General features: G+C 61.8%; 18 protein-coding genes and 1 pseudogene. 13 read left to right on the forward strand and 6 right to left on the reverse strand.

Annotation, left to right across the window (positions count from 1 at the left end; all coding sequences use genetic code 11):
- The first annotated feature begins 6 nt into the window (after positions 1–6).
- The 9 genes from murD (at position 7) to lpxC (ending at position 10,467) form a co-directional block, all read left to right on the forward strand.
- Positions 7–1,353, forward strand: a complete 1,347-nt coding sequence (murD, locus tag ACU688_RS07185) for a UDP-N-acetylmuramoyl-L-alanine--D-glutamate ligase (RefSeq protein WP_448184185.1) — start codon at positions 7–9, stop codon at positions 1,351–1,353.
- The gene (ftsW, locus tag ACU688_RS07190; protein WP_448184186.1) at positions 1,350–2,573 is read left to right on the forward strand and encodes a putative lipid II flippase FtsW; all 1,224 of its coding nucleotides are present in this window, start codon (positions 1,350–1,352) and stop codon (positions 2,571–2,573) included. The genes murD and ftsW overlap by 4 nt, the downstream gene beginning before the upstream one ends.
- Positions 2,563–3,633 (forward strand): undecaprenyldiphospho-muramoylpentapeptide beta-N-acetylglucosaminyltransferase, encoded by a 1,071-nt coding sequence (murG, locus tag ACU688_RS07195; protein WP_448184187.1) that lies wholly within the window; start codon positions 2,563–2,565, stop codon positions 3,631–3,633. Before ftsW ends, murG begins: the two co-directional genes overlap by 11 nt.
- Entirely contained in the window at positions 3,626–5,074 is a 1,449-nt protein-coding gene (murC, locus tag ACU688_RS07200; protein WP_207040025.1) for a UDP-N-acetylmuramate--L-alanine ligase, read from the forward strand. The genes murG and murC overlap by 8 nt, the downstream gene beginning before the upstream one ends.
- The gene (locus ACU688_RS07205; protein ID WP_448184188.1) at positions 5,071–6,027 is read left to right on the forward strand and encodes a D-alanine--D-alanine ligase; all 957 of its coding nucleotides are present in this window, start codon (positions 5,071–5,073) and stop codon (positions 6,025–6,027) included. Before murC ends, ACU688_RS07205 begins: the two co-directional genes overlap by 4 nt.
- 5 nt (positions 6,028–6,032) lie before the next feature.
- Positions 6,033–6,902: a cell division protein FtsQ/DivIB gene (locus ACU688_RS07210; protein WP_026137037.1), complete on the forward strand. Its 870-nt coding sequence runs from the start codon at positions 6,033–6,035 to the stop codon at positions 6,900–6,902.
- Between the two features lie 15 nt (positions 6,903–6,917).
- On the forward strand, positions 6,918–8,180 hold the full coding sequence (ftsA, locus tag ACU688_RS07215; protein ID WP_017738691.1) for a cell division protein FtsA: 1,263 nt from the start codon (positions 6,918–6,920) through the stop codon (positions 8,178–8,180).
- Between the two features lie 66 nt (positions 8,181–8,246).
- Positions 8,247–9,443, forward strand: coding sequence for a cell division protein FtsZ (ftsZ, locus tag ACU688_RS07220; protein ID WP_017738690.1), 1,197 nt, complete (start codon positions 8,247–8,249; stop codon positions 9,441–9,443).
- 112 nt (positions 9,444–9,555) lie between these two features.
- Positions 9,556–10,467 carry a UDP-3-O-acyl-N-acetylglucosamine deacetylase gene (lpxC, locus tag ACU688_RS07225; protein ID WP_003171886.1) on the forward strand — a complete coding sequence of 304 codons (912 nt, stop codon included), beginning with the start codon at positions 9,556–9,558 and terminating at the stop codon, positions 10,465–10,467.
- Between the two features lie 210 nt (positions 10,468–10,677).
- Here the strand turns inward: lpxC and ACU688_RS07230 are convergent, their stop codons facing one another.
- From ACU688_RS07230 to ACU688_RS07255, 6 genes are all read right to left on the reverse strand, one after another.
- Positions 10,678–12,171: a sensor domain-containing diguanylate cyclase gene (locus ACU688_RS07230; protein ID WP_448184189.1), complete on the reverse strand. Its 1,494-nt coding sequence runs from the start codon at positions 12,169–12,171 to the stop codon at positions 10,678–10,680.
- An 86-nt stretch (positions 12,172–12,257) separates the two neighbouring features.
- Positions 12,258–13,580, reverse strand: coding sequence for an OprD family porin (locus ACU688_RS07235; protein ID WP_448184190.1), 1,323 nt, complete (start codon positions 13,578–13,580; stop codon positions 12,258–12,260).
- A 401-nt stretch (positions 13,581–13,981) separates the two neighbouring features.
- Positions 13,982–15,346 carry a heavy metal sensor histidine kinase gene (locus ACU688_RS07240; RefSeq protein ID WP_448184191.1) on the reverse strand — a complete coding sequence of 455 codons (1,365 nt, stop codon included), beginning with the start codon at positions 15,344–15,346 and terminating at the stop codon, positions 13,982–13,984.
- Entirely contained in the window at positions 15,336–16,013 is a 678-nt protein-coding gene (locus ACU688_RS07245) for a heavy metal response regulator transcription factor (protein ID WP_448184192.1), read from the reverse strand. The genes ACU688_RS07240 and ACU688_RS07245 overlap by 11 nt, the downstream gene beginning before the upstream one ends.
- 31 nt (positions 16,014–16,044) lie before the next feature.
- Positions 16,045–19,140 (reverse strand): multidrug efflux RND transporter permease subunit, encoded by a 3,096-nt coding sequence (locus ACU688_RS07250; protein ID WP_448184193.1) that lies wholly within the window; start codon positions 19,138–19,140, stop codon positions 16,045–16,047.
- Positions 19,137–20,306 carry an efflux RND transporter periplasmic adaptor subunit gene (locus ACU688_RS07255; RefSeq protein ID WP_448184194.1) on the reverse strand — a complete coding sequence of 390 codons (1,170 nt, stop codon included), beginning with the start codon at positions 20,304–20,306 and terminating at the stop codon, positions 19,137–19,139. The genes ACU688_RS07250 and ACU688_RS07255 overlap by 4 nt, the downstream gene beginning before the upstream one ends.
- A 214-nt stretch (positions 20,307–20,520) precedes the next feature.
- Between ACU688_RS07255 and ACU688_RS07260 the strand changes: the two genes are divergently transcribed.
- The 4 genes and pseudogenes from ACU688_RS07260 to ACU688_RS07275 all read left to right on the forward strand — a co-directional run bounded on the left by ACU688_RS07260 (position 20,521) and on the right by ACU688_RS07275 (position 23,396).
- Entirely contained in the window at positions 20,521–20,754 is a 234-nt protein-coding gene (locus ACU688_RS07260) for a hypothetical protein (protein ID WP_448184195.1), read from the forward strand.
- 167 nt (positions 20,755–20,921) lie between these two features.
- Entirely contained in the window at positions 20,922–21,713 is a 792-nt protein-coding gene (locus tag ACU688_RS07265; RefSeq protein WP_448184196.1) for a transporter substrate-binding domain-containing protein, read from the forward strand.
- A gap of 108 nt (positions 21,714–21,821) precedes the next feature.
- Positions 21,822–22,103, forward strand: a pseudogene (locus ACU688_RS07270) (PAS domain-containing protein); the annotation flags it as partial.
- A gap of 246 nt (positions 22,104–22,349) precedes the next feature.
- Positions 22,350–23,396, forward strand: coding sequence for a methyl-accepting chemotaxis protein (locus ACU688_RS07275; RefSeq protein WP_448184848.1), 1,047 nt, complete (start codon positions 22,350–22,352; stop codon positions 23,394–23,396).
- Positions 23,397–23,400 lie beyond the last annotated feature (4 nt).

Here is a 23,400-nt window from a genome sequence, read left to right on the forward strand (position 1 = left end):
AAACGAGTGTCCCTGATCGCTTCAGACCACTTCCGCATCGTTGTCGGCCTCGGCAAGAGCGGCATGTCCCTGGTTCGCTTCCTGGCGAACCGGGGCACGTCGTTTGCCGTCGCCGATACGCGGGAAAATCCACCGGAGCTGGTCACGCTGCGCCGTGACTACCCGCACGTGGAAGTGCGTTGTGGCGAGTTGGATGTCGAGTTTCTGTGCCGTGCCGACGAGCTCTACGTGAGCCCCGGCCTGGCCCTGGCGACACCGGCCCTGCAAGCTGCCGCCGCACGTGGCGTGAAGCTGTCCGGCGACATCGACCTGTTCGCGCGTCACGCGAAGGCGCCGATCGTGGCCATCAGCGGCTCCAATGCAAAAAGCACCGTGACCACCCTGGTCGGCGAGATGGCGGCTGCGGCCGGCAAGCGCGCGGCAGTGGGCGGCAACCTCGGTGTGCCGGCGCTGGACCTGCTCAGCGACGACGTCGAGTTGTACGTGATGGAACTGTCGAGCTTCCAACTGGAAACCACCCACGACCTCGGCGCCGAAGTGGCCACCGTGTTGAACGTGAGTGAAGACCACATGGACCGCTACAGCGGCCTGCCGGCCTATCACCTGGCCAAGCACCGGATCTTCCGCGGTGCCAAACAGTTCGTGGTCAACCGCCAGGATGCCCTTAGCCGTCCGCTGATGGGCGAGGGCATGCCATGCTGGACCTTTGGCCTCGGCAAACCCGATTTCAAAGCTTTCGGCATTCGGGAAGAGAACGGCGAGAAATACCTGGCCTTCGAATTCCAGAACCTGATGCCGGTGCGCGAGCTGAAAATCCGTGGTGCCCATAACCAGTCCAACGCCCTCGCGGCCCTGGCGCTGGGGCATGCCGTGGGCCTGCCGTTCGATGCCATGTTGTCGGCCCTGCGCAGCTTCGGCGGCCTTGAGCATCGCTGCCAATGGGTGCGCGAACTCGATGGCGTCAACTACTACAACGATTCCAAGGCCACCAATGTCGGTGCGGCCCTGGCTGCCATCGAAGGCCTGGGTGCCGATATCGACGGCAAGCTGGTGCTGATCGCCGGTGGCGATGGCAAGGGCGCCGACTTCAAGGACCTCAAAGGCCCGGTCGCCGCTCATTGCCGCGCCGTGGTGCTGATGGGCCGCGATTCCGACCTGATCGCTGCCGCCCTCGGCGACGCGGTGCCGCAAGTGCGCGCCACGTCCCTGGACGACGCGATTGCCCAGTGCAAGGCCCTGGCCCAGCCGGGCGATGCGGTGCTGCTGTCGCCGGCGTGCGCCAGCTTCGACATGTTCAAGAACTACGAAGAGCGCGGCCAGTTGTTCGCCCGCGCCGTGGAGGCCTTGGCATGAGCATCAACTTCAGAAACATCATCAAGCCGTACCCGTCGCCGATCATCACCGGGCGCGGTATCGACCTCGACTTCCCGATGCTCGCCGGATGCCTCGCGCTGCTCGGCCTGGGCCTGGTGATGATCACCTCGGCATCGTCCGAAGTGGCGGCCGTGCAGTCGGGCAATACCCTGTACATGATGATCCGTCACTTGGTGTACCTGCTGCTCGGCCTCGGCGCCTGCATCGTGACCATGATGATTCCCATCGCCACCTGGCAGCGCTTGGGTTGGTTGATGCTGATTGGTGCGTTTGGCTTGCTGATCATGGTGATCCTGCCCGGCATCGGCCGCGAGGTGAACGGTTCGATGCGCTGGATCGGTTTCGGTGCGTTTAACGTACAGCCGTCGGAAATCGCCAAGGTGTTCGTGGTGATCTACCTGGCCGGCTACCTGGTGCGTCGCCAGAAAGAAGTGCGCGAAAGCTGGATGGGCTTCTTCAAGCCGTTCATCGTGCTGCTGCCCATGGCCGGCCTGTTGCTGATGGAGCCCGACTTCGGTGCCACCGTCGTGATGATGGGCGCTGCGGCGGCGATGCTATTCCTTGGCGGTGTCGGCCTGTTCCGCTTCACCTTGATGGTGGTGCTGGCCGTTGCGGCCGTGACCATCCTGGTGCAGGCGCAACCCTACCGGATGGCCCGTCTGATTACCTTTACCGATCCGTGGTCCGACCAGTTCGGCTCCGGCTACCAGTTGACCCAGGCGCTCATCGCCTTTGGTCGCGGCGAGTGGCTGGGCGTGGGCCTGGGCAACAGCGTGCAGAAACAGTTCTACCTGCCGGAAGCGCACACCGACTTCGTGTTCTCGGTACTCGCCGAAGAACTCGGCGTAGTCGGTTCGCTGTGCACCGTCGCGCTGTTCGTGTTCGTGTGTGTACGCGGCATGTACATCGGTTTGTGGGCCGAGAAGGCCAAACAGTATTTCGCCGCGTATGTGGCGTACGGCTTGTCGTTCTTGTGGATCGGCCAGTTCCTGATCAACATCGGCGTGAACGTCGGCCTGCTGCCGACCAAGGGCCTGACCTTGCCGTTCCTCAGCTACGGCGGCAGTTCGTTGGTGATCTGCTGCGCCTGTCTTGGCTTGTTGCTGCGCATCGAGTGGGAGAGTCGAACCCACTTGGGCAGCGAAGAGATGGAATTCAGTGAGAGCGATTTTGCCGAGGAGCCAACCCATGGGCGCTAACGTGCTGATCATGGCGGGCGGCACCGGGGGCCATGTGTTCCCGGCCTTGGCCTGTGCGCGTGAATTCCAGAGCCGTGGCTACACCGTGCACTGGTTGGGTACGCCGCGCGGCATTGAAAACGAGCTGGTGCCGAATGCCGGTTTGCCGCTGCACCTGATCAACGTCACCGGCCTGCGTGGCAAGGGTAAGTTGTCCCTGCTCAAGGCGCCGTTCGTGTTGCTCAAGGCGGTGTGGCAGGCGCGCAAGGTGATTCGCGAATTGCAGCCGGTGTGTGTGCTGGGCTTTGGTGGTTATGTGACCGGCCCGGGTGGCGTCGCCGCCAGGCTCGCCGGTGTGCCGGTGATCGTGCACGAGCAGAACGCCGTGGCCGGCACTGCCAACCGCCTGTTGGTGCCCTTGGCTGCACGGGTGTGCGAGGCGTTCCCGAAGACTTTCGACGCATCGGACAAACTGCGCACCACCGGCAACCCGGTGCGCACCGAACTGTTCATGGACATCGCCCGTGACGCGTTGGCCGGGCGCAAGGCGCACCTGCTGATCATGGGTGGAAGCCTGGGCTCCGAGCCGTTGAACAAACTGCTGCCAGAAGCCCTGGCGCAACTCCCTGTGGAATTGCGCCCGGAAGTCTTCCATCAGGCCGGCAAAGATCATGGTGAAGTCACCGCCTCGCGCTACCGCGAAGCCGGTGTCGAGGCGAACGTACAGCCCTTCATCAAAGACATGGCCCAAGCCTATGGCTGGGCCGACCTGGTGGTCTGCCGCTCCGGCGCGCTGACCGTCAGTGAACTGGCCGCCGCCGGTCTGCCGTCCTTGCTGGTGCCTTTGCCCCACGCAATCGACGATCACCAGACCCGCAACGCCGAATATTTGGCCGGGGAGGGCGCTGCCTTCCTGCTGCCGCAAAGAACGACTGGCGCCGCCGATTTGGCCGCACGCCTGACCGAGGTTTTGATGCAACCGGAACGACTCAACAGCATGGCGAGCACCGCAAGCCGCCTGGCCAAACCTGACGCAACCCGCACCGTGGTCGATATCTGCCTGGAGGTGGCCCATGGTTGAGAATCAGAAAGCCATGCCACAACCCGAGATGCGCCGCATCCGTCGCATCCACTTCGTCGGTATCGGCGGCGTGGGCATGTGCGGCATTGCCGAAGTGTTGCTGAACCTGGGCTACCAGGTGTCCGGCTCGGACTTGAAAGAGTCGCCGGTCACCGATCGCCTGAAAAGTTTCGGCGCCCAGATCTTTATCGGCCACCGTGCCGAGAACGCCGCCGAAGCCGATGTGCTGGTGGTGTCCAGCGCCGTGAACACCTCCAACCCGGAAGTGGCAACCGCTCTTGAGCGCCGTATTCCGGTGGTGCCACGTGCCGAGATGTTGGCCGAGCTGATGCGTTATCGCCACGGCATCGCCGTTGCCGGTACTCACGGCAAGACCACCACTACCAGCCTGATTGCCTCGGTGTTCGCCGCCGGTGGCCTGGACCCGACCTTTGTCATCGGTGGCCGCCTGAATGCAGCCGGCACCAATGCACAACTGGGCACCAGCCGTTACCTGATCGCCGAAGCCGATGAAAGTGACGCGAGCTTCCTGCACCTGCAACCGCTGGTCGCCGTGGTCACCAATATCGACGAAGACCACATGGCCACCTACGACGGTGACTTCAACAAGTTGAAGAAAACCTTCGTCGAGTTCCTGCACAACCTGCCGTTCTACGGTTTGGCCGTGGTGTGCCTGGACGATCCGGTGGTGCGTGAAATCCTGCCCCAGGTCAAACGCCCGACCGTGACCTACGGTTTCAGCGAAGACGCCGACGTGCGTGCGATCAATGTGCGCCAGGAAGGCATGCAAACCTTCTTCACCGTGTTGCGTCCTGATCGCGAGCCGCTGGATGTGTCGGTGAACATGCCGGGCAACCACAACGTATTGAATTCCCTGGCGACCATCTGCATCGCCAGCGACGAGGGCGTCAGCGATGAAGCCATCGTCGAAGGCCTGTCGCGCTTTGCCGGCGTGGGCCGGCGCTTCCAGGTCTACGGCCAGTTGCCGGTGGAAGGTGGCGACGTGATGCTGGTGGACGACTACGGTCACCACCCGACCGAAGTTGCGGCCGTGATCAAGGCCGTGCGCGGCGGCTGGCCGGAGCGCCGCCTGGTGATGGTCTACCAGCCGCACCGCTACAGCCGCACCCGCGATCTGTATGACGACTTCGTCAATGTATTGGCCGATGCCAACGTGCTGCTGCTGATGGAGGTGTACCCAGCCGGTGAAGAACCGATCCCGGGCGCCGACAGCCGCAAGCTGTGCAACAGCATCCGCCAGCGTGGCCAGTTGGACCCGATCTACATCGAGCGTGGCGTGGACCTGGCGCCAATCGTCAAGCCGCTGCTGCGTGCCGGTGACATCCTGCTGTGCCAGGGCGCCGGTGACATCGGTGGCCTTGCCCCGAAATTGCTGGCGAGCCCGTTGTTTGCCGCCGCCGAAAAGGGGAAGTCGAAATGATCACTGACTACGGCTCCCTGTTTTCCAAAATCGCACCGGCTGACTTCGGTCGTGTAGCCGTATTGTTCGGCGGCAAGAGCGCTGAACGCGAAGTGTCGCTCAAGTCCGGCAACGCCGTGCTCGAAGCCCTGCAAAGTGCCGGCGTGAACGCGTTCGGCATCGACGTGGGCGATGACTTCCTCGCCCGCCTGCAGGCCGAGAAAATCGACCGTGCCTTCATCATCCTCCACGGCCGTGGCGGTGAAGACGGCAGCATGCAAGGCCTGCTGGAATGCGCCGGCATCCCGTACACCGGCAGCGGCATCCTTGCTTCCGCGCTGGCGATGGACAAGTTGCGCACCAAGCAGGTGTGGCACAGCCTGGGCATTCCAACCCCGCGTCACAGCGTTTTGTGCAGCGAAGACGATTGTATTTCTGCAGCCAAGGAACTGGGCCTGCCTTTGATCGTCAAACCTGCCCATGAAGGCTCCAGTATCGGCATGGCCAAAGTGAACTCGGCCGCTGAATTGATCGACGCATGGAAAGCGGCAAGTACCTACGACTCACAAGTGTTGGTGGAACAGTGGATTCAAGGTCCCGAGTTCACCATCGCCACCCTGCGTGGCCAGGTATTGCCGCCTATCGCATTGGGCACGCCCCACACCTTTTATGACTACGACGCCAAGTACGTGGCTTCCGATACCCAGTACCGGATCCCGTGCGGCCTCGACGCAACCAAGGAACAGGAATTGATGGACCTCACGGCGAAAGCCTGTGAGGCGCTGGGTATCGCCGGCTGGGCGCGGGCAGACGTGATGCAGGATGACCAAGGGAATTTCTGGTTCCTGGAAGTCAACACCGCACCGGGCATGACCGATCACAGCCTGGTACCCATGGCTGCTCGTGCAGCGGGTCTGGACTTCCAGCAGTTGGTGCTGGCGATCCTTGCAGCAAGCATTGAGCCTAGAGGCTAACGGACATGAACGGCGCATCGCTTCGACATCAGCAACCCCCAGCACCCGGCCGCAAGCCGGTGCCACGGGGTGCCAGCCGCATGGTGGCTAAAGAGCCGATGTCGGCGCGCCTGCCGAAAGCCAACTTTGGTTTTCTCAAGGCGCTGTTCTGGCCGGTGTTGCTGGTGGTGTTGGGCTTCGGCACCTACGAAGGCGCGCAGCGCCTGTTGCCGTATGCCGATCGGCCGATCACCAAGATCAGCGTGCAGGGCGACTTGAGCTACATCAGCCAGCAGGCGGTACAGCAGCGCATCGGCCCGTACCTGGCGGCGAGCTTCTTTACCATCGACCTGGCCGGTATGCGCGGTGAGCTGGAACAGATGCCGTGGATCGCCCACGCCGAAGTCCGCCGCGTGTGGCCGGACCAGGTGACGATCCGCCTGGAAGAACAACTGCCCGTGGCCCGCTGGGGCGACGAAGCGCTGTTGAACAACCAGGGGCAGGCGTTTACGCCGCGTGAACTGGCCAACTACGAGCACCTGCCGCAGTTGTTCGGGCCGCAGCGGGCGCAGCAGCAAGTGATGCAGCAGTACCAGGCCTTGAGCCAGATGCTGCGGCCCATGGGCTTCTCCATTGCACGCCTGGAATTGCGTGAGCGGGGCAGCTGGTTTTTGACCACCGGGGCCGGCAGTTCCGGCCCGGGCATCCAGTTGTTGCTCGGACGTGACCGCTTGGTGGAAAAGATGCGCCGCTTTATTGCCATCTATGACAAGACCTTGAAAGAACAGATTACGAACATTGCGAGCGTCGACCTGCGTTACGCCAACGGCCTTGCCGTCGGCTGGCGTGAACCGGCAGCGCCCACGGCAGCGCAACCCGCTGTCGCGAAGAATTAAGAAGAGGCAGGACCCATGGCAAACGTGCAAAGCGGCAAAATGATCGTCGGTCTCGATATCGGCACCTCCAAGGTGGTGGCGCTGGTTGGCGAGGTCGGAGAAGACGGCGTAATCGAGATCGTCGGTATCGGCACGCATCCGTCCCGGGGCCTGAAGAAGGGCGTGGTGGTGAACATCGAGTCCACCGTGCAGTCGATCCAGCGCGCCATCGAAGAAGCGCAGCTGATGGCCGGTTGCCGGATTCACTCGGCGTTCGTCGGCGTGGCGGGCAACCATATCCGCAGCCTGAACTCCCACGGCATCGTGGCGATCCGCGACCGTGAAGTCAGCGCCGCCGACCTTGAGCGTGTACTCGATGCGGCCCAGGCCGTGGCGATCCCGGCTGACCAGCGCGTGCTGCACACCCTGCCGCAGGACTACGTGATCGATAACCAGGAAGGCGTTCGCGAGCCCCTGGGCATGTCGGGCGTACGTCTGGAAGCCAAGGTTCACGTAGTGACCTGCGCCGTCAACGCCGCACAGAACATTGAAAAATGCGTGCGCCGCTGCGGCCTGGAAATCGACGACATCATTCTGGAGCAGTTGGCATCGGCTTACTCCGTGCTGACCGACGACGAAAAAGAACTGGGCGTGTGCCTGGTGGACATCGGCGGTGGCACCACCGACATCGCGATCTTCACCGAAGGTGCGATCCGTCACACCGCCGTGATCCCGATTGCCGGTGACCAGGTGACCAACGACATCGCCATGGCGCTGCGCACACCGACCCAGTACGCCGAAGAAATCAAGATCCGCTACGCCTGCGCCCTGGCCAAACTGGCCGGTGCCGGCGAGACCATCAAGGTGCCAAGCGTGGGCGACCGCCCACCGCGCGAACTGTCGCGCCAGGCCCTGGCCGAAGTGGTCGAGCCGCGCTACGACGAGCTGTTCACCCTGATCCAGGCTGAGTTGCGTCGCAGCGGCTACGAAGATTTGATCCCGGCCGGCATCGTGCTGACCGGTGGCACCTCGAAGATGGAAGGCGCGGTCGAACTGGCCGAGGAAATCTTCCACATGCCGGTGCGCCTGGGCGTGCCCCATGGCGTCAAAGGCCTCGGCGACGTGGTGCGCAACCCGATTTATTCCACTGGCGTGGGCTTGCTGTTGTACGGCCTGCAAAAGCAGACCGACGGCATTTCCCTGTCGGGCCCGAGCATCCGCGACAGCTACCGCAGTGATGACGAAGCGAAAGCGCCGTTGTTCGAGCGGTTGCAAGCGTGGGTCAAAGGCAATTTTTAAAGATTTACCGCAACACCGCTGGAAGCAGTAGGCGAAAAAACTAGAGAAAACGAAAGGAGAGGGAACATGTTCGAACTCGTAGACAACATCCCCGCAAGCCCGGTCATCAAAGTGATCGGTGTCGGCGGTGGCGGCGGCAACGCTGTCAACCATATGGTCAAGAGCAACATTGAAGGCGTTGAATTCATCTGCGCCAACACTGATGCCCAGGCGCTGAAAAGCATCGGCGCGCGGACCATCCTGCAATTGGGCACTGCGGTGACCAAAGGCCTCGGCGCTGGCGCCAACCCGGAAGTCGGCCGTCAAGCCGCCCTGGAAGACCGCGAGCGTATTGCCGAAGTGCTGCAAGGCACCAACATGGTGTTCATCACCACGGGCATGGGCGGCGGTACCGGTACCGGTGCAGCGCCGATCATTGCCGAAGTGGCCAAGGAAATGGGCATTCTGACGGTTGCTGTCGTGACCCGTCCGTTCCCGTTCGAAGGCCGCAAGCGCATGCAGATCGCGGACGAAGGTATCCGTCTGCTGTCTGAAAGCGTCGACTCGTTGATCACCATTCCCAACGAGAAGCTGCTGACCATCCTGGGCAAGGACGCGAGCCTGCTGTCCGCTTTCGCCAAGGCTGACGATGTACTGGCCGGTGCCGTTCGCGGTATCTCCGACATCATCAAGCGCCCGGGCATGATCAACGTCGACTTTGCCGACGTACGTACCGTGATGAGCGAAATGGGCATGGCGATGATGGGCACTGGCTGCGCCAGCGGTCCGAACCGTGCGCGTGAAGCCACTGAAGCAGCCATCCGCAACCCGTTGCTGGAAGACGTGAACCTGCAAGGCGCACGCGGCATCCTGGTGAACATCACCGCCGGTCCTGACCTGTCCCTGGGTGAGTACTCCGACGTGGGTAGCATCATCGAAGCCTTCGCGTCCGAGCACGCCATGGTCAAGGTCGGCACCGTTATCGACCCGGACATGCGCGATGAACTGCACGTGACCGTGGTTGCAACCGGCCTGGGTGCCAAGATCGAGAAGCCTGTGAAGGTCATCGACAACACCCTGCATACCAGCCAGGTGAGCCAAGCGGCTGCCGCTCCAGCGCCTTCGCGCCAGGAACTGCCGTCGGTGAACTACCGTGACCTGGACCGTCCGACCGTGATGCGCAACCAGGCCCAGGCCGGTGCTGCGGCGTCCCGTAGCCCGAATCCGCAAGATGATCTGGACTACCTGGACATCCCGGCATTCCTGCGTCGTCAGGCCGATTGATGGAATGTATCAGGGCTATGAAGGTGATTGGTGTTCAGCAAAGGTCTGGTCTGCTATTATCGCCAGCCTTTGTTGATACCAGTTCGCAATTTGCGCTCAAGCGGTCCAAGCCATGATTAAACAACGCACCCTGAAGAATATTATCCGTGCCACAGGTGTAGGTCTGCACTCCGGGGAGAAGGTATACCTGACCCTCAAACCTGCACCTGTCGACACCGGCATCGTGTTTGTTCGTGCCGACCTGGACCCTGTGGTGCAGATTCCTGCTCGCGCGGAAAACGTTGGCGAAACCACCATGTCGACCACATTGGTCAACGGTGACGTCAAAGTGGACACGGTGGAGCACTTGCTCTCGGCCATGGCTGGCCTGGGCATCGATAACGCCTACGTCGAGCTCTCCGCGTCTGAAGTCCCAATCATGGATGGTAGCGCTGGACCTTTCGTATTCCTGATTCAATCTGCCGGCCTGGAAGAACAGGACGCAGCCAAGAAGTTCATTCGCATTCTGCGGGAAGTGACAGTAGAAGACGGCGACAAGCGCGCCACCTTCGTCCCGTTCGAAGGCTTTAAAGTGAGCTTTGAGATCGATTTCGATCACCCGGTATTCCGTGACCGCACCCAAAGTGCAAGCGTGGATTTTTCCAGCACTTCGTTCGTAAAAGAAGTCAGCCGCGCCCGTACCTTTGGTTTCATGAGTGACATCGAGTACCTGCGCAAGCACAACCTCGCACTCGGCGGCAGCGTTGAAAACGCCATTGTGGTCGACGCGGATGGTGTACTGAACGAAGACGGTCTTCGCTATGAAGACGAATTCGTGAAGCACAAGATCCTCGATGCAATCGGTGACCTCTACCTGCTGGGCAATAGCCTGATAGGCGAGTTCAAAGGCTTCAAGTCGGGCCACGCCCTTAACAACCAGCTGCTGCGCAAGTTGATTGAGCAGACAGACGCTTGGGAAGTCGTGACCTTCGAAGATGCCAGCACCGCACCGATCTCTTACATGCGTCCCGTTGCGGCGGTGTAAGTAACAACTCTCTTTCTTTAGTTTTGAAAGGCTGCCTTCGGGTGGCCTTTTTTTATGCCTGCGATTCAAGCCCTATGGAGATCAAAATGTGGGAGCGGGCTTGTGTGGGAGCGGGCTTGCTCGCGAATGCGGTGGATCAGTCACAGATGCATCGACTGACACACCGCTTTCGCAGGCAAGCCAGCTCCCACATTCGACCTCATTCACATGTCAGAGGGTCGCAGCATCCACAATCCGGTTGCGCCCCGTGTGCTTGGCTTCATACAGCGCCTGGTCCGCACTCAACAACAGTGCCTCCAGCGACAAACGGCTGCGCTTATCCCAGGTGCTCAAGCCAATGCTCACCGTAATCGGCCGCTCATCCCCCGCCACCCGAGGCAAATGTTCGATGCTGCTGCGGATATGCTCGGCGATGACTTCGGCGCCCTTGGCATCGGTGTGCGGCAACACCACCGCAAACTCTTCGCCGCCATAACGTGCCGCCAAGTCGGCGGGGCGGCGGATATTGGTGCCGATCACCTGGGCCACGGTGCGCAACGCCTCATCGCCGCCATGATGGCCGTGGCGGTCGTTGAAGGCCTTGAAGTGGTCCACGTCGATCATCAGCAGCGTCAACGGTTCGGTCGAGCGTTGCGCGCGGTCCCATTCCAGGCGCAGGCGTTCGTCGAGAATGCGGCGGTTTGCCAAGCCGGTCAGGGCGTCGGTCGCTGCCAGTTCTGACAGCACCCGCTCCGTGCGATAGCGGCGGCGCAGTTCCCGGCGCAGCATCCAGGTCAGCCACAGCAAGCCGATACACAGCACGCCGGTGGCGCCGGCGGTCAGCAGAGCGGCGCGCTCCCAGGGCGCGAACACGTCTTCGCTGGACAGGGCCACCACCACAATCAGCGGCAGTTCACCGACGTTGCTGAAGGTGTACAAGCGTTCTTTACCGGTCATGGAGGAGATCGCCCGGAAACTGCCTTCACCTTCGCGCAGCATGCGTTTGAAGTTGGGGCGGTCGCTGAGGTCCTTATCGATCATGTCGCGTTCTAGCAACGGCTGCTGGGCCAGGAGAATGCCGCGGGTGTTTATCAGGTTGACGGAGCTGCCATTGCCGATGGTCAGGCGGTTGAACAACTGATCGAAGTACGCCAGGCGCATGGTTGCCACGGCAACCCCGGCGAACTCACCGTTTGGCCCTGATACGCGCCGGCTGAACGCAATGCGCCACACTTGATCGCAGGCGCAGCGGATCTTGAACGGGCGGCTGATAAACAACCCCGCCTGGGCGTTGTTCTGATGGATCTGGAAATAATCGCGGTGGGCGAAATTACGCGGCGTTGGCCACAGCGTCGAAGAGTCGGCAATCACCGCGCCGTTGGCGTCCAGCAACAGCACTTCGCCTTTGAAGGGCGCCGCCGTGGATTGATCAAACTGCACCAGGTGCTGGATATCCGCCGGCACCTGCGCCAAGTCCTTGCGCGTGGTGGCAGCGATCAGCCCTTGCAGCGCCAGGTCGTAGAGTTCGACGTTGCGCAGCACATCGGCATTGATCAGTTGGGTAATGTTGGTAGTGGCGCGCTTCGCTGCCTGCAGGGTGCTGGCATGTTCGCGGATCAGCAGCGCCGCGACGATGACCATGATAAGGACGACAGTGAGGCCACTGCCCAGCAGCAGCAATAGCTCTGGGCGTAAAGGCAGGGTACGACCACGGTCTTGGCTCATCGGGCAGACTTCAGCGCTTGGGATGCTGGCAGTTTAGTGCTACCCGATGAAAATTAAATAGTTGGTTAAGAAAGAAAGTTCGCGGGTTAGAACACGTTGATCGGGTAGTCGACGATCACGCGGTATTCGTCCACGTCATTGTCCACCGCCGAGTAACCGTTGCTGCCACGGTTGGTCGCCCATTGCAGGCGCACGGACAAGTCCTTGGCCTTGCCGCCTTGCACCACGTATTTGAGGTCGATGTCCCGTTCCCAATGCTTGGCGTCCTTGCCGTCGGCGCTGTACCAGCGGCTGTAGCCACGGCTTTGCGGGTCGACCTTCGTCAGGTCGGTCTTGCCGCTGATGTAGGACACGGCCGAGGTCAGGCCAGGCAGGCCGAGGCCGGCGAAGTCATAGGCGTACTTGAGCTTCCACGAGCGCTCATTGGGGCCGTTGAAGTCCGAATATTGCTGGGAGTTGTCCAGGTACACGCTGTCACCCTGGGTGATGTAGTCGAACGGCGTGTTGCCGTTGACCCGCTGGTAGGCGGCGGTGACGCTGTGATGACCCACGCCAACGGTGAAGTGCAGGCTATAGGTGTTGTTGTTGATATCCCCCAGCAGCGACTGGCCGGTGTCCTGGGTGTGGTAGTAGTGCAGGCCCGGGTTGAGGCTGACCAGGTCGTTCAGGGCGTAGGTGTAGTCCAGGTCGTAGTAGTACTGGTTCCACACATCCTTGAGTTCGGAGGCGTAGAGGTTGCTGGTCAGCCCGGGGATAGCGCTGAACGACACGCCGGCCCAATTCAAGTGTTGCGCGTCGGTATGGCTGGGCAGGGCGCCGTAGCTGGTGCCGATGCGCTGGTGGCCGCTCTGGTTGTACAGCTTGGTGAAGCTGGCCTGGCCGCCTTCGAACATCCAGCCGTCGAGGCTGTGGTTGTTCAGGCTGACGCCACGAAAGGTCTGCGGCAGCATGCGCGTCATGCCGCCGGCGATCACCGGATTGTTGAGGAACAGGTCGCCGGCCTTCAACTCGGTGTCGAATGCACGCATTTTCAGGGTGCCGCCGGCGGTGGAGAACGCGCCGGGCGCCTTGCCGTTGCCACCGCCGTAGGGAAGGATGCTGGAGCCGTCGGTGCCGCCACCGCCGTCGAGCTTGAGGCCGAGCATGGCGTGGGCGTCCAGGCCAAAGCCGACGGTGCCTTGGGTGTAGCCGGATTCAAAGGTGCCGAGAAAACCCTGGCCCCATTCCTTGCTGTCATCGGTGTGAGTATCGCGACGGTCGCGGTTCATGTAGTAGTTGCGGGTGTTGATCGTGAGGTGGGAGCCTTCGACGAAACCGTCGGCGGGGGTGGTGTCTGCCGCGTGGGCGAGCGGGGCGATCGTTGCTGCAATCGCCAGGAATAGCGGGGTGAACGTCAGCGAGTTCTTCACCGGTGGAGCTCCTTTGGTCAATCGAAAGCGGCCATGTCGTGGGGGTGTTCCTGGCCTTTTTTACGGCAAAAAAAAGCCGCTGAAATCAGCGGCTTTAAAACAGATTCCCAGTGTAGAGCCCTGGAAATAAGTCGAGGGAAATTCGGGTAAGCGGATAACTGTCTTTGCCGTCGCGCTCATCGGTGCGTCAAATTAACGCAGGCGAGCGGTGCGATACAGAGTGTAACAAGATAATGACTGTTGCCCAAATCGCAACAGTTAGCGCAACAGTCATCGCAATGGAGATCCAATGTGGGAGCTGGCTTGCCTGCGATAGCGGTGGGTCAGTGATAAATGGGTCAACTGACCCACCGCTATCGCAGGCAAGCCAGCTCCCACATGGATCGCGGTGTTCTTGAGGGTTACATAGGCAGGGTAATGCCAAAGGTATTGCCGCCGCCTTCGCTGCGCACAAACACATCACCGCCATGCATCAACGCAATCGCCTTGACGATGGCCAGGCCCAGGCCGTGATTGCCGCCGCTGTTGCTGCGCGACGCATCAACTCGATAGAACCGCTCGAACAGCCGTGGCAAGTGCTCGCTGGCGATCATGTCGCCGGGGTTGGTCACCGCGATGGCTACCCGGTTCGCCTGCACGTCTATCTTCACGTCGATGACCTGCCCCGGCGCGGTGTGTTGCACCGCATTGCTCAGCAGGTTGATCAAGGCCCTGCGCAGGTGGGCTCTTTCGATGTGTACCGTGGCGTCACCGCGTACGCGCACCTGCACCTGGGCGTCTTCAAGGATGAAGTCCAGGTAATCGAGGGTGGTGGCCACTTCATCGGCCAGTGAGCTTTCTATCAGCTTGGTGGCCTTGCTGCCCTGGTCGGCGCTGGCGAGGAACAGCATGTCGTTGATGATCGAACGCAGGCGCTCCAGCTCTTCGAGGTTGGATTGCAGGACTTCGAAATAATGTTCGGCCGAGCGCCCTCGCGTCAGCGCCACCTGGGTCTGGCCGATCAGGTTGGTCAGCGGCGAGCGCAGTTCATGGGCCACGTCGGCGTTGAACGATTCCAGGCGTGAGTAGGCAAGTTCCACGCGATCCAGCGTGGCGTTGAACGAGTTGACGAACTGGCTCAGCTCCGGCGGCAGCGGTGACAACTGCAGGCGCCCGGAGAGTTTGGGCGGCGCGAGTTTTTGCGCTTCATCCGAGAGTTTGCCCAGCGGCTTGAGGCCGATTCGCGACACCCAGAACCCCAGCAGCGCGGCCAGCACCACACCGACAAACGCCAGGCCGATCAGTGCCATCAGCAACTGATGTTGGGTGGCGTGGAAGTTTTCGGTGTCGATGGCAATGATGAAGCGCAACGGTGGCCGCTGGTCCTTGGCCGGGAACTGGCTCAGCAGTGCCTTGAACGGGTGGTCGTAGCCTGGCAGGTGCAAATCGCGATTGCCGCTACCGCCTTCGGCAAAGGCGCGGATCTGCGCATCGGGGCTGCCATATTCGTAGGACGGATCGCTGCTGACCACCCAGAATCGGATGCGCTTGTCTTCTTCACTGAGCAGCTTGAGCTTGGCGGTGATCTTGGCCCAGTGATCGGGCGTGCCGAAGCGACCCACCGACGACTCCAGCACGCTGTAGCGCGCATCCAGTTCGGCCTCCGGCAACAGGCCCAGGCCCCGGTCCACCTGCTGGTACAGCGCGCCGCCGATCAATACGAAAATCAGCAGCGCCACCAGGGTGAACATGCCGCTCAGGCGCAGCGCGATGGAATTAGCCGACACTGCGACTCTCCAGCACGTAACCCATGCCACGAATGGTGTGCAGCAATTTTTGTTCGAACGGCCCGTCCAGCTTGGCGCGCAGGCGCTTGATCGCCACTTCCACCACGTTGGCGTCGCTGTCGAAATTGATATCCCAGACCATTTCTGCAATTGCCGTCTTGGACAGGATCTCGCCCTGGCGCCGCGCGAGCACGCTGAGCAGCGAGAACTCCTTGGCGGTCAGGTCCAGGCGCACGCCGTTGCGACTGGCCTTGCGGCTGATCAGGTCGATCCACAGGTCGGCGACTGTCACCTGCACCGGTTCATGGCCACCGCTGCGGCGGGTCAGGGCTTGCAGGCGCGCCACCAGTTCCAGGAAGGAAAACGGCTTGCCCAGGTAATCATCGGCGCCTTCACGCAGGCCGCGAATGCGGTCTTCCACGCGTTCGCGGGCGGTGAGCATGATCACCGGCGTCTGCTTGCGCGCGCGCAACGCCCGCAATACGCCAAAGCCGTCCAGGCCCGGCAGCATCACGTCGAGCACGATCACCGCGTAGTCGTTTTCCAGCGCCAGGTGCAGGCCCTCGACGCCTTCGCGCGCCACATCGACGGTGTAGCCTTGCTCCGTCAGGCCGCGGTGCAGGTAGTCCGCGGTTTTTTCTTCATCTTCAATAATCAGGACGCGCATGAGCCTTTTGTTCCAGGACGGGGCCTAGGCCTTAATGTGTGGTCGCCAGCTCAAGCGCTGGTTTGGGCCTGTGGAAGAACTTCTCAAGGTACAAGTATATGACCGGTGTGGTGAACAGCGTCAGCGCCTGGCTCACCAGCAGGCCGCCGACCACCGCGATACCCAGCGGCTGGCGCAGCTCGGCGCCGACGCCGTAGCCGAGCATCAGCGGCAACGCACCGAGCAGCGCGGCGAGGGAGGTCATGATGATCGGCCGGAACCGCGTGATACAGGCTTCGAAGATCGCATCGTGGGGCGACAATCCCCTTTCGCGCTGGGCTTCCAGGGCGAAGTCGATCAGCAGGATGCCGTTTTTCTTGACGATGCCGATCAACAGCACCAGGCCGATCAACGCCATGATCGAAAAGTCCTGGCCCAACAGCCACAGCATGATCAGCGCGCCCAAGCCCGCCGAGGGCAGCGTCGAGATGATCGTCAGCGGGTGCACAAAACTCTCATACAACACGCCGAGAATGATGTAGACCGCCACCAGCGCCGCGAGGATCAGCCACGGCTGGCTGGCCAGCGAGCTTTGGAACGCCTGCGCCGCGCCCTGGAAGTTGCCGATGATCGCAGCCGGCATGCCGATCTCGTTCTTGGCCTGGTTGAGCAGGATCACCGCATCCCCCAGCGCCACGCCGGGCGCCAGGTTGAACGACAGGTTGGCCGCCGGGAACATGCCGTCATGGCTGATGGACAATGGCCCGACGGTGGGCGCATCCACCGTGGCGACTGCCGACAGCGGCACCATTTCGTTGGTCAGGGGCGAGCGCAGGTAGAAGTAATTCAGGCTTTCGGCCTTGCCACGCTGCTGGGTGTCCAGTTCCAGCACCACCTGGTACTGGTTGGTTTCGGTCTGGAACTCATTGACCTGGCGCTGGCCGAAGGCGTCGTACAGCGCCTGGTCGACATCGGTGGCGGTCAGGCCGAAACGTGCGGCGGCGCGGCGGTCGATGGTGATATGGGTGATGCTGCCGCCCAGTTGCAGGTCGTTGGAAATATCGCGGAACGCAGGGATTGAGCGCAGTTTTTCGGTGAGGCGCTGGGTCCAGGTGTTCAGCGTCGCCCCGTCGTTGCTCTTGAGCACGTACTGGTACTGGCTGCGGCTGGGGCCGGAACTGAGGTTGATGTCCTGGCCGGCGCGCAGGTACAGGACGATCCCCGGTACCTTGGCCAACTTGGGCCGGATGCGGTCGATAAATTGGCTGGCAGACACATCCCGGTCTGCGCGGTCCACGAGGGAGATCCAGAAGCGGCCGTTGGCGATGGTCTGGTTGCTGCCGGTGACCCCCACCGAGTGGGAGAACGCGCGCACGGCAGGATCATCCTTCATGATTTCTGCCAGCGCCTTGTGCTTTGCGACCATGTCCGGGTACGACACATCCGCCGCCGCTTCGCTGGTGCCGAGGATAAAACCGGTGTCCTGCACCGGGAAGAAACCCTTGGGGATAAACACATAACCCACCACCGCCAGCACCAGGGTCAGCATGAAGATGCCCGCCATCGTGCGTTGGTGGGCCAGGGCGCGGCGCAGGGTGCGTTCGTAAGCCGCCAGCAGGCGCTCGCCAAAACCGGGCTTGCCGTGGGGGCGATGGCTCGGCGCTTTCATGAACAGTGCGGCCAATGTCGGGGCCAATGTCAGGGACACCACCACGGAAATCAGAATGGTCGAGGTGGCGGTCAAGGCAAACTCCTTGAACAGCCTGCCGACCACGCCGCCCATGAACAGCAGCGGTATGAACGCAGCCACCAGCGACACGCTGATGGACACCACGGTAAAGCCGATTTCGCCGGCGCCCTTGATCGCCGCGTCACGTTTGTCCAGGCCGGTTTCGAGGTGGCGATGGATGTTCTCCACCACCACGATCGCATCGTCCACCACAAACCCCACGGCCACCACGATCGCCACCAGGGTCAGGTTGTTCAGGCTGAAACCCAGCACATACATCAGCGCGAAACTGGCGATCAACGACACCCCCAGCACACTGGAGACAATCAGGGTTGCCGACCACTGGCGCAGGAAGATCGCCATCACCCCGACCACCAGCAACACGGCGATCAGCAGGGTCATTTCCACTTCGTGCAGCGAGGCGCGGATGGTGGTGGTACGGTCCATCAAGACGCTGACCTGCACTGAGGCGGGCAGCATCGCCTCCAGGCGCGGCAGCTCGGCCTGGATACGCTCGACGGTCTCGACAATGTTGGCGCCGGGTTGGCGGGTGATCACCAGGTTGACGCCGGGCGTGTCCACGGCCCACGCCTGGACGTAGGCGTTTTCCGAACCATTGACCACTTTGGCCACATCACGCAGTTGCACCGGTGCGCCGTTCTTGTAGGAGATGATCAGGTCGCCGTATTCGTCCGGGTGAAACAGTTGGTCGTTGGTCGCGAGGGTGGACACGCTGTTCTTGCCGTACAGCGCACCCTTGGCCAGGTTGAGGCTCGATTGCTGGATGGCCAGGCGCACGTCGGCCAGGGTCAGGCCGATGGCGGCGAGTTTGTCGGGCGAGGCCTGCACCCGGATCGCCGGGCGTTGCTGACCGGTTATGTTGATCTGGCCGACACCGTCGATCTGGCTGATTTGCCGGGCCAGCAGGGTCTCTACCAAGTCGCTCAGCTCGGTGCCGGGCATGTCATGGGAGCTGACACTGATGATGAGTACCGGGCTGTCTGCCGGGTTGACCTTGCGCCAGGTCGGCAGGCTCGGCATATCGCTGGGCAGCTTGCCGGCTGCGGTGTTGATCGCCGCCTGGACTTCCTGCGCGGCGGTGTCGATGCTTTTGTCGAGGGTGAATTGCAGGGTCAGCAGGCTGGAGCCCAAGGCACTGCTGGAGGTCATCTGGGTCATGCCGGGGATGGCACTGAATTGCACCTCCAGCGGCGTGGCGACCGACGAGGCCATGGTGTCGGGGCTGGCGCCGGGTAACTGCGCGGTCACCTGGATTGTCGGAAATTCCGCTTCCGGCAGTGGGGCAATGGGCAGTTTGGGGAAGGCAATCAACCCGAGCAGCACCAGGGCGAACGTTAGCAGCAAGGTGGCGACCGGGCGGTCGATGCACCAGGCGGAAATCGAACCCCGCGACGTCATGGTTGCACCTGGGCATTGGCGGTCTGGTTCACCTGCGGCGTGTCCTTGAGAATCTCCACCTGGGCCCCCGCCTTGAGCCGCGACTGGCCGTCGCTGACCAGCACATCACCGGCCTGGATGCCCTTGAGGATATTGCGGTCGCTGTCCTGATACAGCACCTGCACCGGTACGATTTCCACCTTGTCGCCGTTGACCCGGTACACGAAGTGCGAGTCCAGGCCTCGTTGCACCACAGTGGGCGGGACGGCGAGGGCGTTGCGGTCGAGGGCGGTCTGGATCTTGATCGTCACCAGTTGCCCCGGCCAGAGCTTCTGCGTTTCGTTGCGAAATTCGGCCTTGGCGCGCAGGGTGCCGGTGGTGCTGCTGATCTGGTTGTCGATCAGGCTCAGGCGGCCCTGGCCCAACAGGTCGCTGTCGGCGCCCTCGGTATCGGCCCCCAGGTAGGCATCGACGCGGGCCGGATAGCTGGCGGCAATCAGGCCCTGCAATGTCGGCAACATCTGCTGCGGCAGGGAAAACTCGACGGCTATTGGGTCGATCTGCGTCACCGAGAACAGCCCTTGGGCATCGCTCATGCGCAGGAAGTTACCTTCATCCACCGTGCGAATGCCGACGCGACCTGTAACCGGTGAGCGTATTTGGGTGTAGGAGAGTTGTACCTGGGCAGAGTCAATCGCGGCCTGATTGCCTTGCACCGTGGCCTTGAGTTGGTTCACCAGGGCTTGTTGCTGGTCGTAGGTCTGCTTCGACACACCGTCATCGACACTCAAGTCCTTGTAGCGCTTGAGGTTGACCAGTGCGACCTGCAGTTGCGCCTGGCTTTCCCCCAGTTGCGCCTTGGCCTGGTCGAGGCTGGCGCGGATCGAACGGTCATCGATGGTTGCCAGCAGGTCGCCGGTCTTGACCAGTTGGCCTTCCTTGACCAGCAGCTTGGTGAGCACGCCGTCGATCTGCGGGCGGATCACTACGCTGTGCAGCGACAGCACCGAGCCGATCCCCGTGACATAACGTGGCAGGTCTTGCTCAACGACTTTCATCACCCGCACGGGCACGGCCGTGGAAGCCACCAACTTGGTCTTGGCGGGCCGGGTCAACGCCCATGCCGCGACAGCCAGTACCAGTAGGACTCCCACGATCAATACAGTTTTTCTTTTGGTGATGTGCATGCTGTAAGGCGCCAGGACAGGGAATGGAGAGAGGGGGGAGTATTTATAGCGCGTAGACCCGGTCAGTAAAGTGACCGCTATCTGACAGCCATGACAGTTAGCTCCTGACCATTCGTACGACGTTGGTCAAAGATCTGAGGTGCGCAGGTATACTTCCTGCCATTGTGGCTCGCAACTCGGGTCCGCATCATTTTCTGCACGCTCCGGAGCGCTCATGACTTCCCCGACACAAACCCCTATCGAAGCGGTCGACCTCGTCGATTCGGCCAATGCCGACGGCGTTGAAAAAGCCGAGATTCCGGCCTTCAAGTTTCCGTTTAAACCCGGTGAATTGTCTGGCGCCAAGAATGCTGCCCAGCCTTGGTATAAAAACGGTGCGAAGAACGGCCACACCAAGTCGCCAGGCATGGCACCGCCTGGGACTCGTCGCTCCATGGGCAAACGTTAAGAATAAAATCCACAATATGTAGTGGTGAGTGCCTACAGAATGCGGTGATTTTTCCGATTGTAGGTTGACGTCCTTTTTTTGAAAGCTTTCACGCCACCCGTTTCCCCCGGCTTTTTCATCGGGCCTGGATGATGGGGGCGCTGGTTTTTCTGGAAAAGGACGTTCCGATGGTGTTTGTCTATCTGCGTATTTCCCTCGCCTTGCTGTTGTTGGGCGTGTTTGCCAGTGCCGTGGCCGAAGAGCAGGGGCGCCGCGAAATCCGCTTCGCCGTCGCCGCGCAGTTCCCCCCATTCCAAAGCCGTGACCCGCAAGGGCAGATGGTGGGGTTGAACATCGAGTTGGGCAATGCGTTGTGCCAGCAGCTGAATGTGCGTTGCATCTGGGTCGATCAGGTTCTGATGGAAAATTTTTCAGCCCTTGAAGCAAGACAGTTCGATGCAATCATGGGCATGGCGCCTACACCTGGACGACGTCGCTTGGTGAGCTTCACCGATGACCTCTATCCCTTCACCACGCGTTTGGTGGCACGCAAGAGCTCCAGTTTGCTGCCGACCAAACAGTCACTCAAAGGCAAGCGCCTCGGGGTGTTGCTCAAAAGCAATCGCGAAGCCTTCGCCCTGGCGAAGTGGGCGCCAGCGGGCGTAATCGTCAAGAGTTTCTGGCTCAACGAGGAACTGGTCCGCAGCCTGGTGGCCGGCGACATCGATGCGACATTGCAAGGCACCGTAGAGATTCGCGAGGCACTGCTCGATACCGCCGATGGCCAGGATTTCGACTTCCTCGGGCCGGCCGTCTCAGAGCAATTGCTGGGTAACGGCGTGGCGATTGCGCTGCGCAAGCCCGATACGGCGCTGCTCAGCGACCTCAACCGCGCCCTTGAGCAACTGATGCATAACGGCGAGTACCAGCGGATCGTCCAACCCTATCGCCTGGATGGCAGTCCTTCTGCCACGCAATGATGGCGAACTAATTGCGCAGAACATGCGCTGGATCAGTATTTGCCCCCTCCGTGCGCTTAGAGTCGGTCGCCCTGCCGACTCCTTCAATAATCACGAGCGCGCTTATCCATGAAAATCAATCTGCCGGTCACCGGTCGAAGTGTGGACTTTGCCCCTGACGCCAATATCCTCTCGACCACCGACCTGACCAGCGCGATTACCTACGCCAACGAGGACTTTATCAACGTCTGCGGCTACCGCCGTGAGGAGCTGATCGGCGCGTCGCATAACCTCCTGCGGCATCCCGACATGCCGGCCGCGGCGTTCGCGCACATGTGGAAAACCTTGAAAAGCGGGCGCTCGTGGATGGGCATGGTGAAAAACCGTTGCAAGAACGGTGACCATTATTGGGTCAGCGCCTACGCCACACCGGTAACCCGCGACGGCGTGACGGTGGAGTATCAATCGGTGCGGACCAAGCCCGATGCGCGCAGGGTGGCGGCGGCAGAACGTGCCTACTCGCGACTACGTGCGGGCAAGCGACGGCGGTTGCCGAGGCTCGGCCTGGGGGTGAAATTAACGGCCTGGGTGGCGGCTACCAGCAGTGTGACCTGGGCCTTGGGGTTGGGCTTGGCCACCTATTCGCTGGCCTGGCAACTGCTGGCGTTGGTGGCGGGCGGCGTGGTCGGCGCGGTGGGTGTCAAAGCCATCCTGCGGCCCTTGGCACAATTGGATCAACGCGCGCGCGCAATCGCGGACAACCCCTTGAGCCAGGCGATTTACACCGGACGCGAGGATGAATGCGGGCAGATCGAGTTTGCCCTGCACATGCTCGAAGCCCAAGTGGGCGCGGTGGTCGGGCGGATCGGCGATGCGTCTTTGCGCCTGTCTGGGCATGCGGCGCAACTGGTCGAGCAGTTGGACAGCAGCCACACCAGTAGCCTGGGCCAGCAGACCCAGACCGATCAGGTCGCGGCGGCGATCCACCAGATGGCGGCGAGCGTGGCCGAGGTGGCCAACCATGCCGTCGCAGCCTCGAAGGCGGCGGACCAGGCGGGCAATGAAACCCGCGAGGGCCATCTGCGGGTGGATGAAAGTCGCGATGCGGTGTTGCGCCTGTCCCAGGAACTGGCCCGCGCGACTGAGGTGATTCATCAGTTGGAAAGCCACAGCGGGGAAATCAGCGGTGTGCTGGAGGTGATCCGCACCATTGCCGAACAAACCAACCTGCTGGCCCTCAATGCCGCCATCGAAGCGGCGCGGGCGGGTGAGCAGGGCCGTGGTTTTGCCGTGGTCGCCGATGAAGTGCGCGGCCTGGCGCAACGCACCCAGCAATCGACCAATGAGATCCAGCGCATGATCAGCACCCTGCAAGGCGGCGCGCGGGATGCGGTGCAGGCCATGGCGCAAAGCAGCGAACATGTCGATGCCAGTGTCGAACAGGCGCAACGGGCGGCAGCGGCCCTGGACGGGATCAGCCAGCGTGTTGGCCAGATCACCGCGATGAGCCAGCAGATTGCGGCGGCGGTGGAGGAGCAAAGTGCGGTGAGTGAAGACATCAATCGCAACATTGTCGGCATTCGCAATGCTGGGGAGGCCACCGTCAGTGCGGGGCAGCAGAGCCAGCTCAGTTCCGGGGATGTGGCGGCGTTGGCGGAGGATTTGCGGCAGTTGGCGCAGGAGTTTTGGGGTAAGCGGCACTAGCCGG

It is taken from the genome of Pseudomonas acericola (SeqCode) (assembly GCF_053456465.1).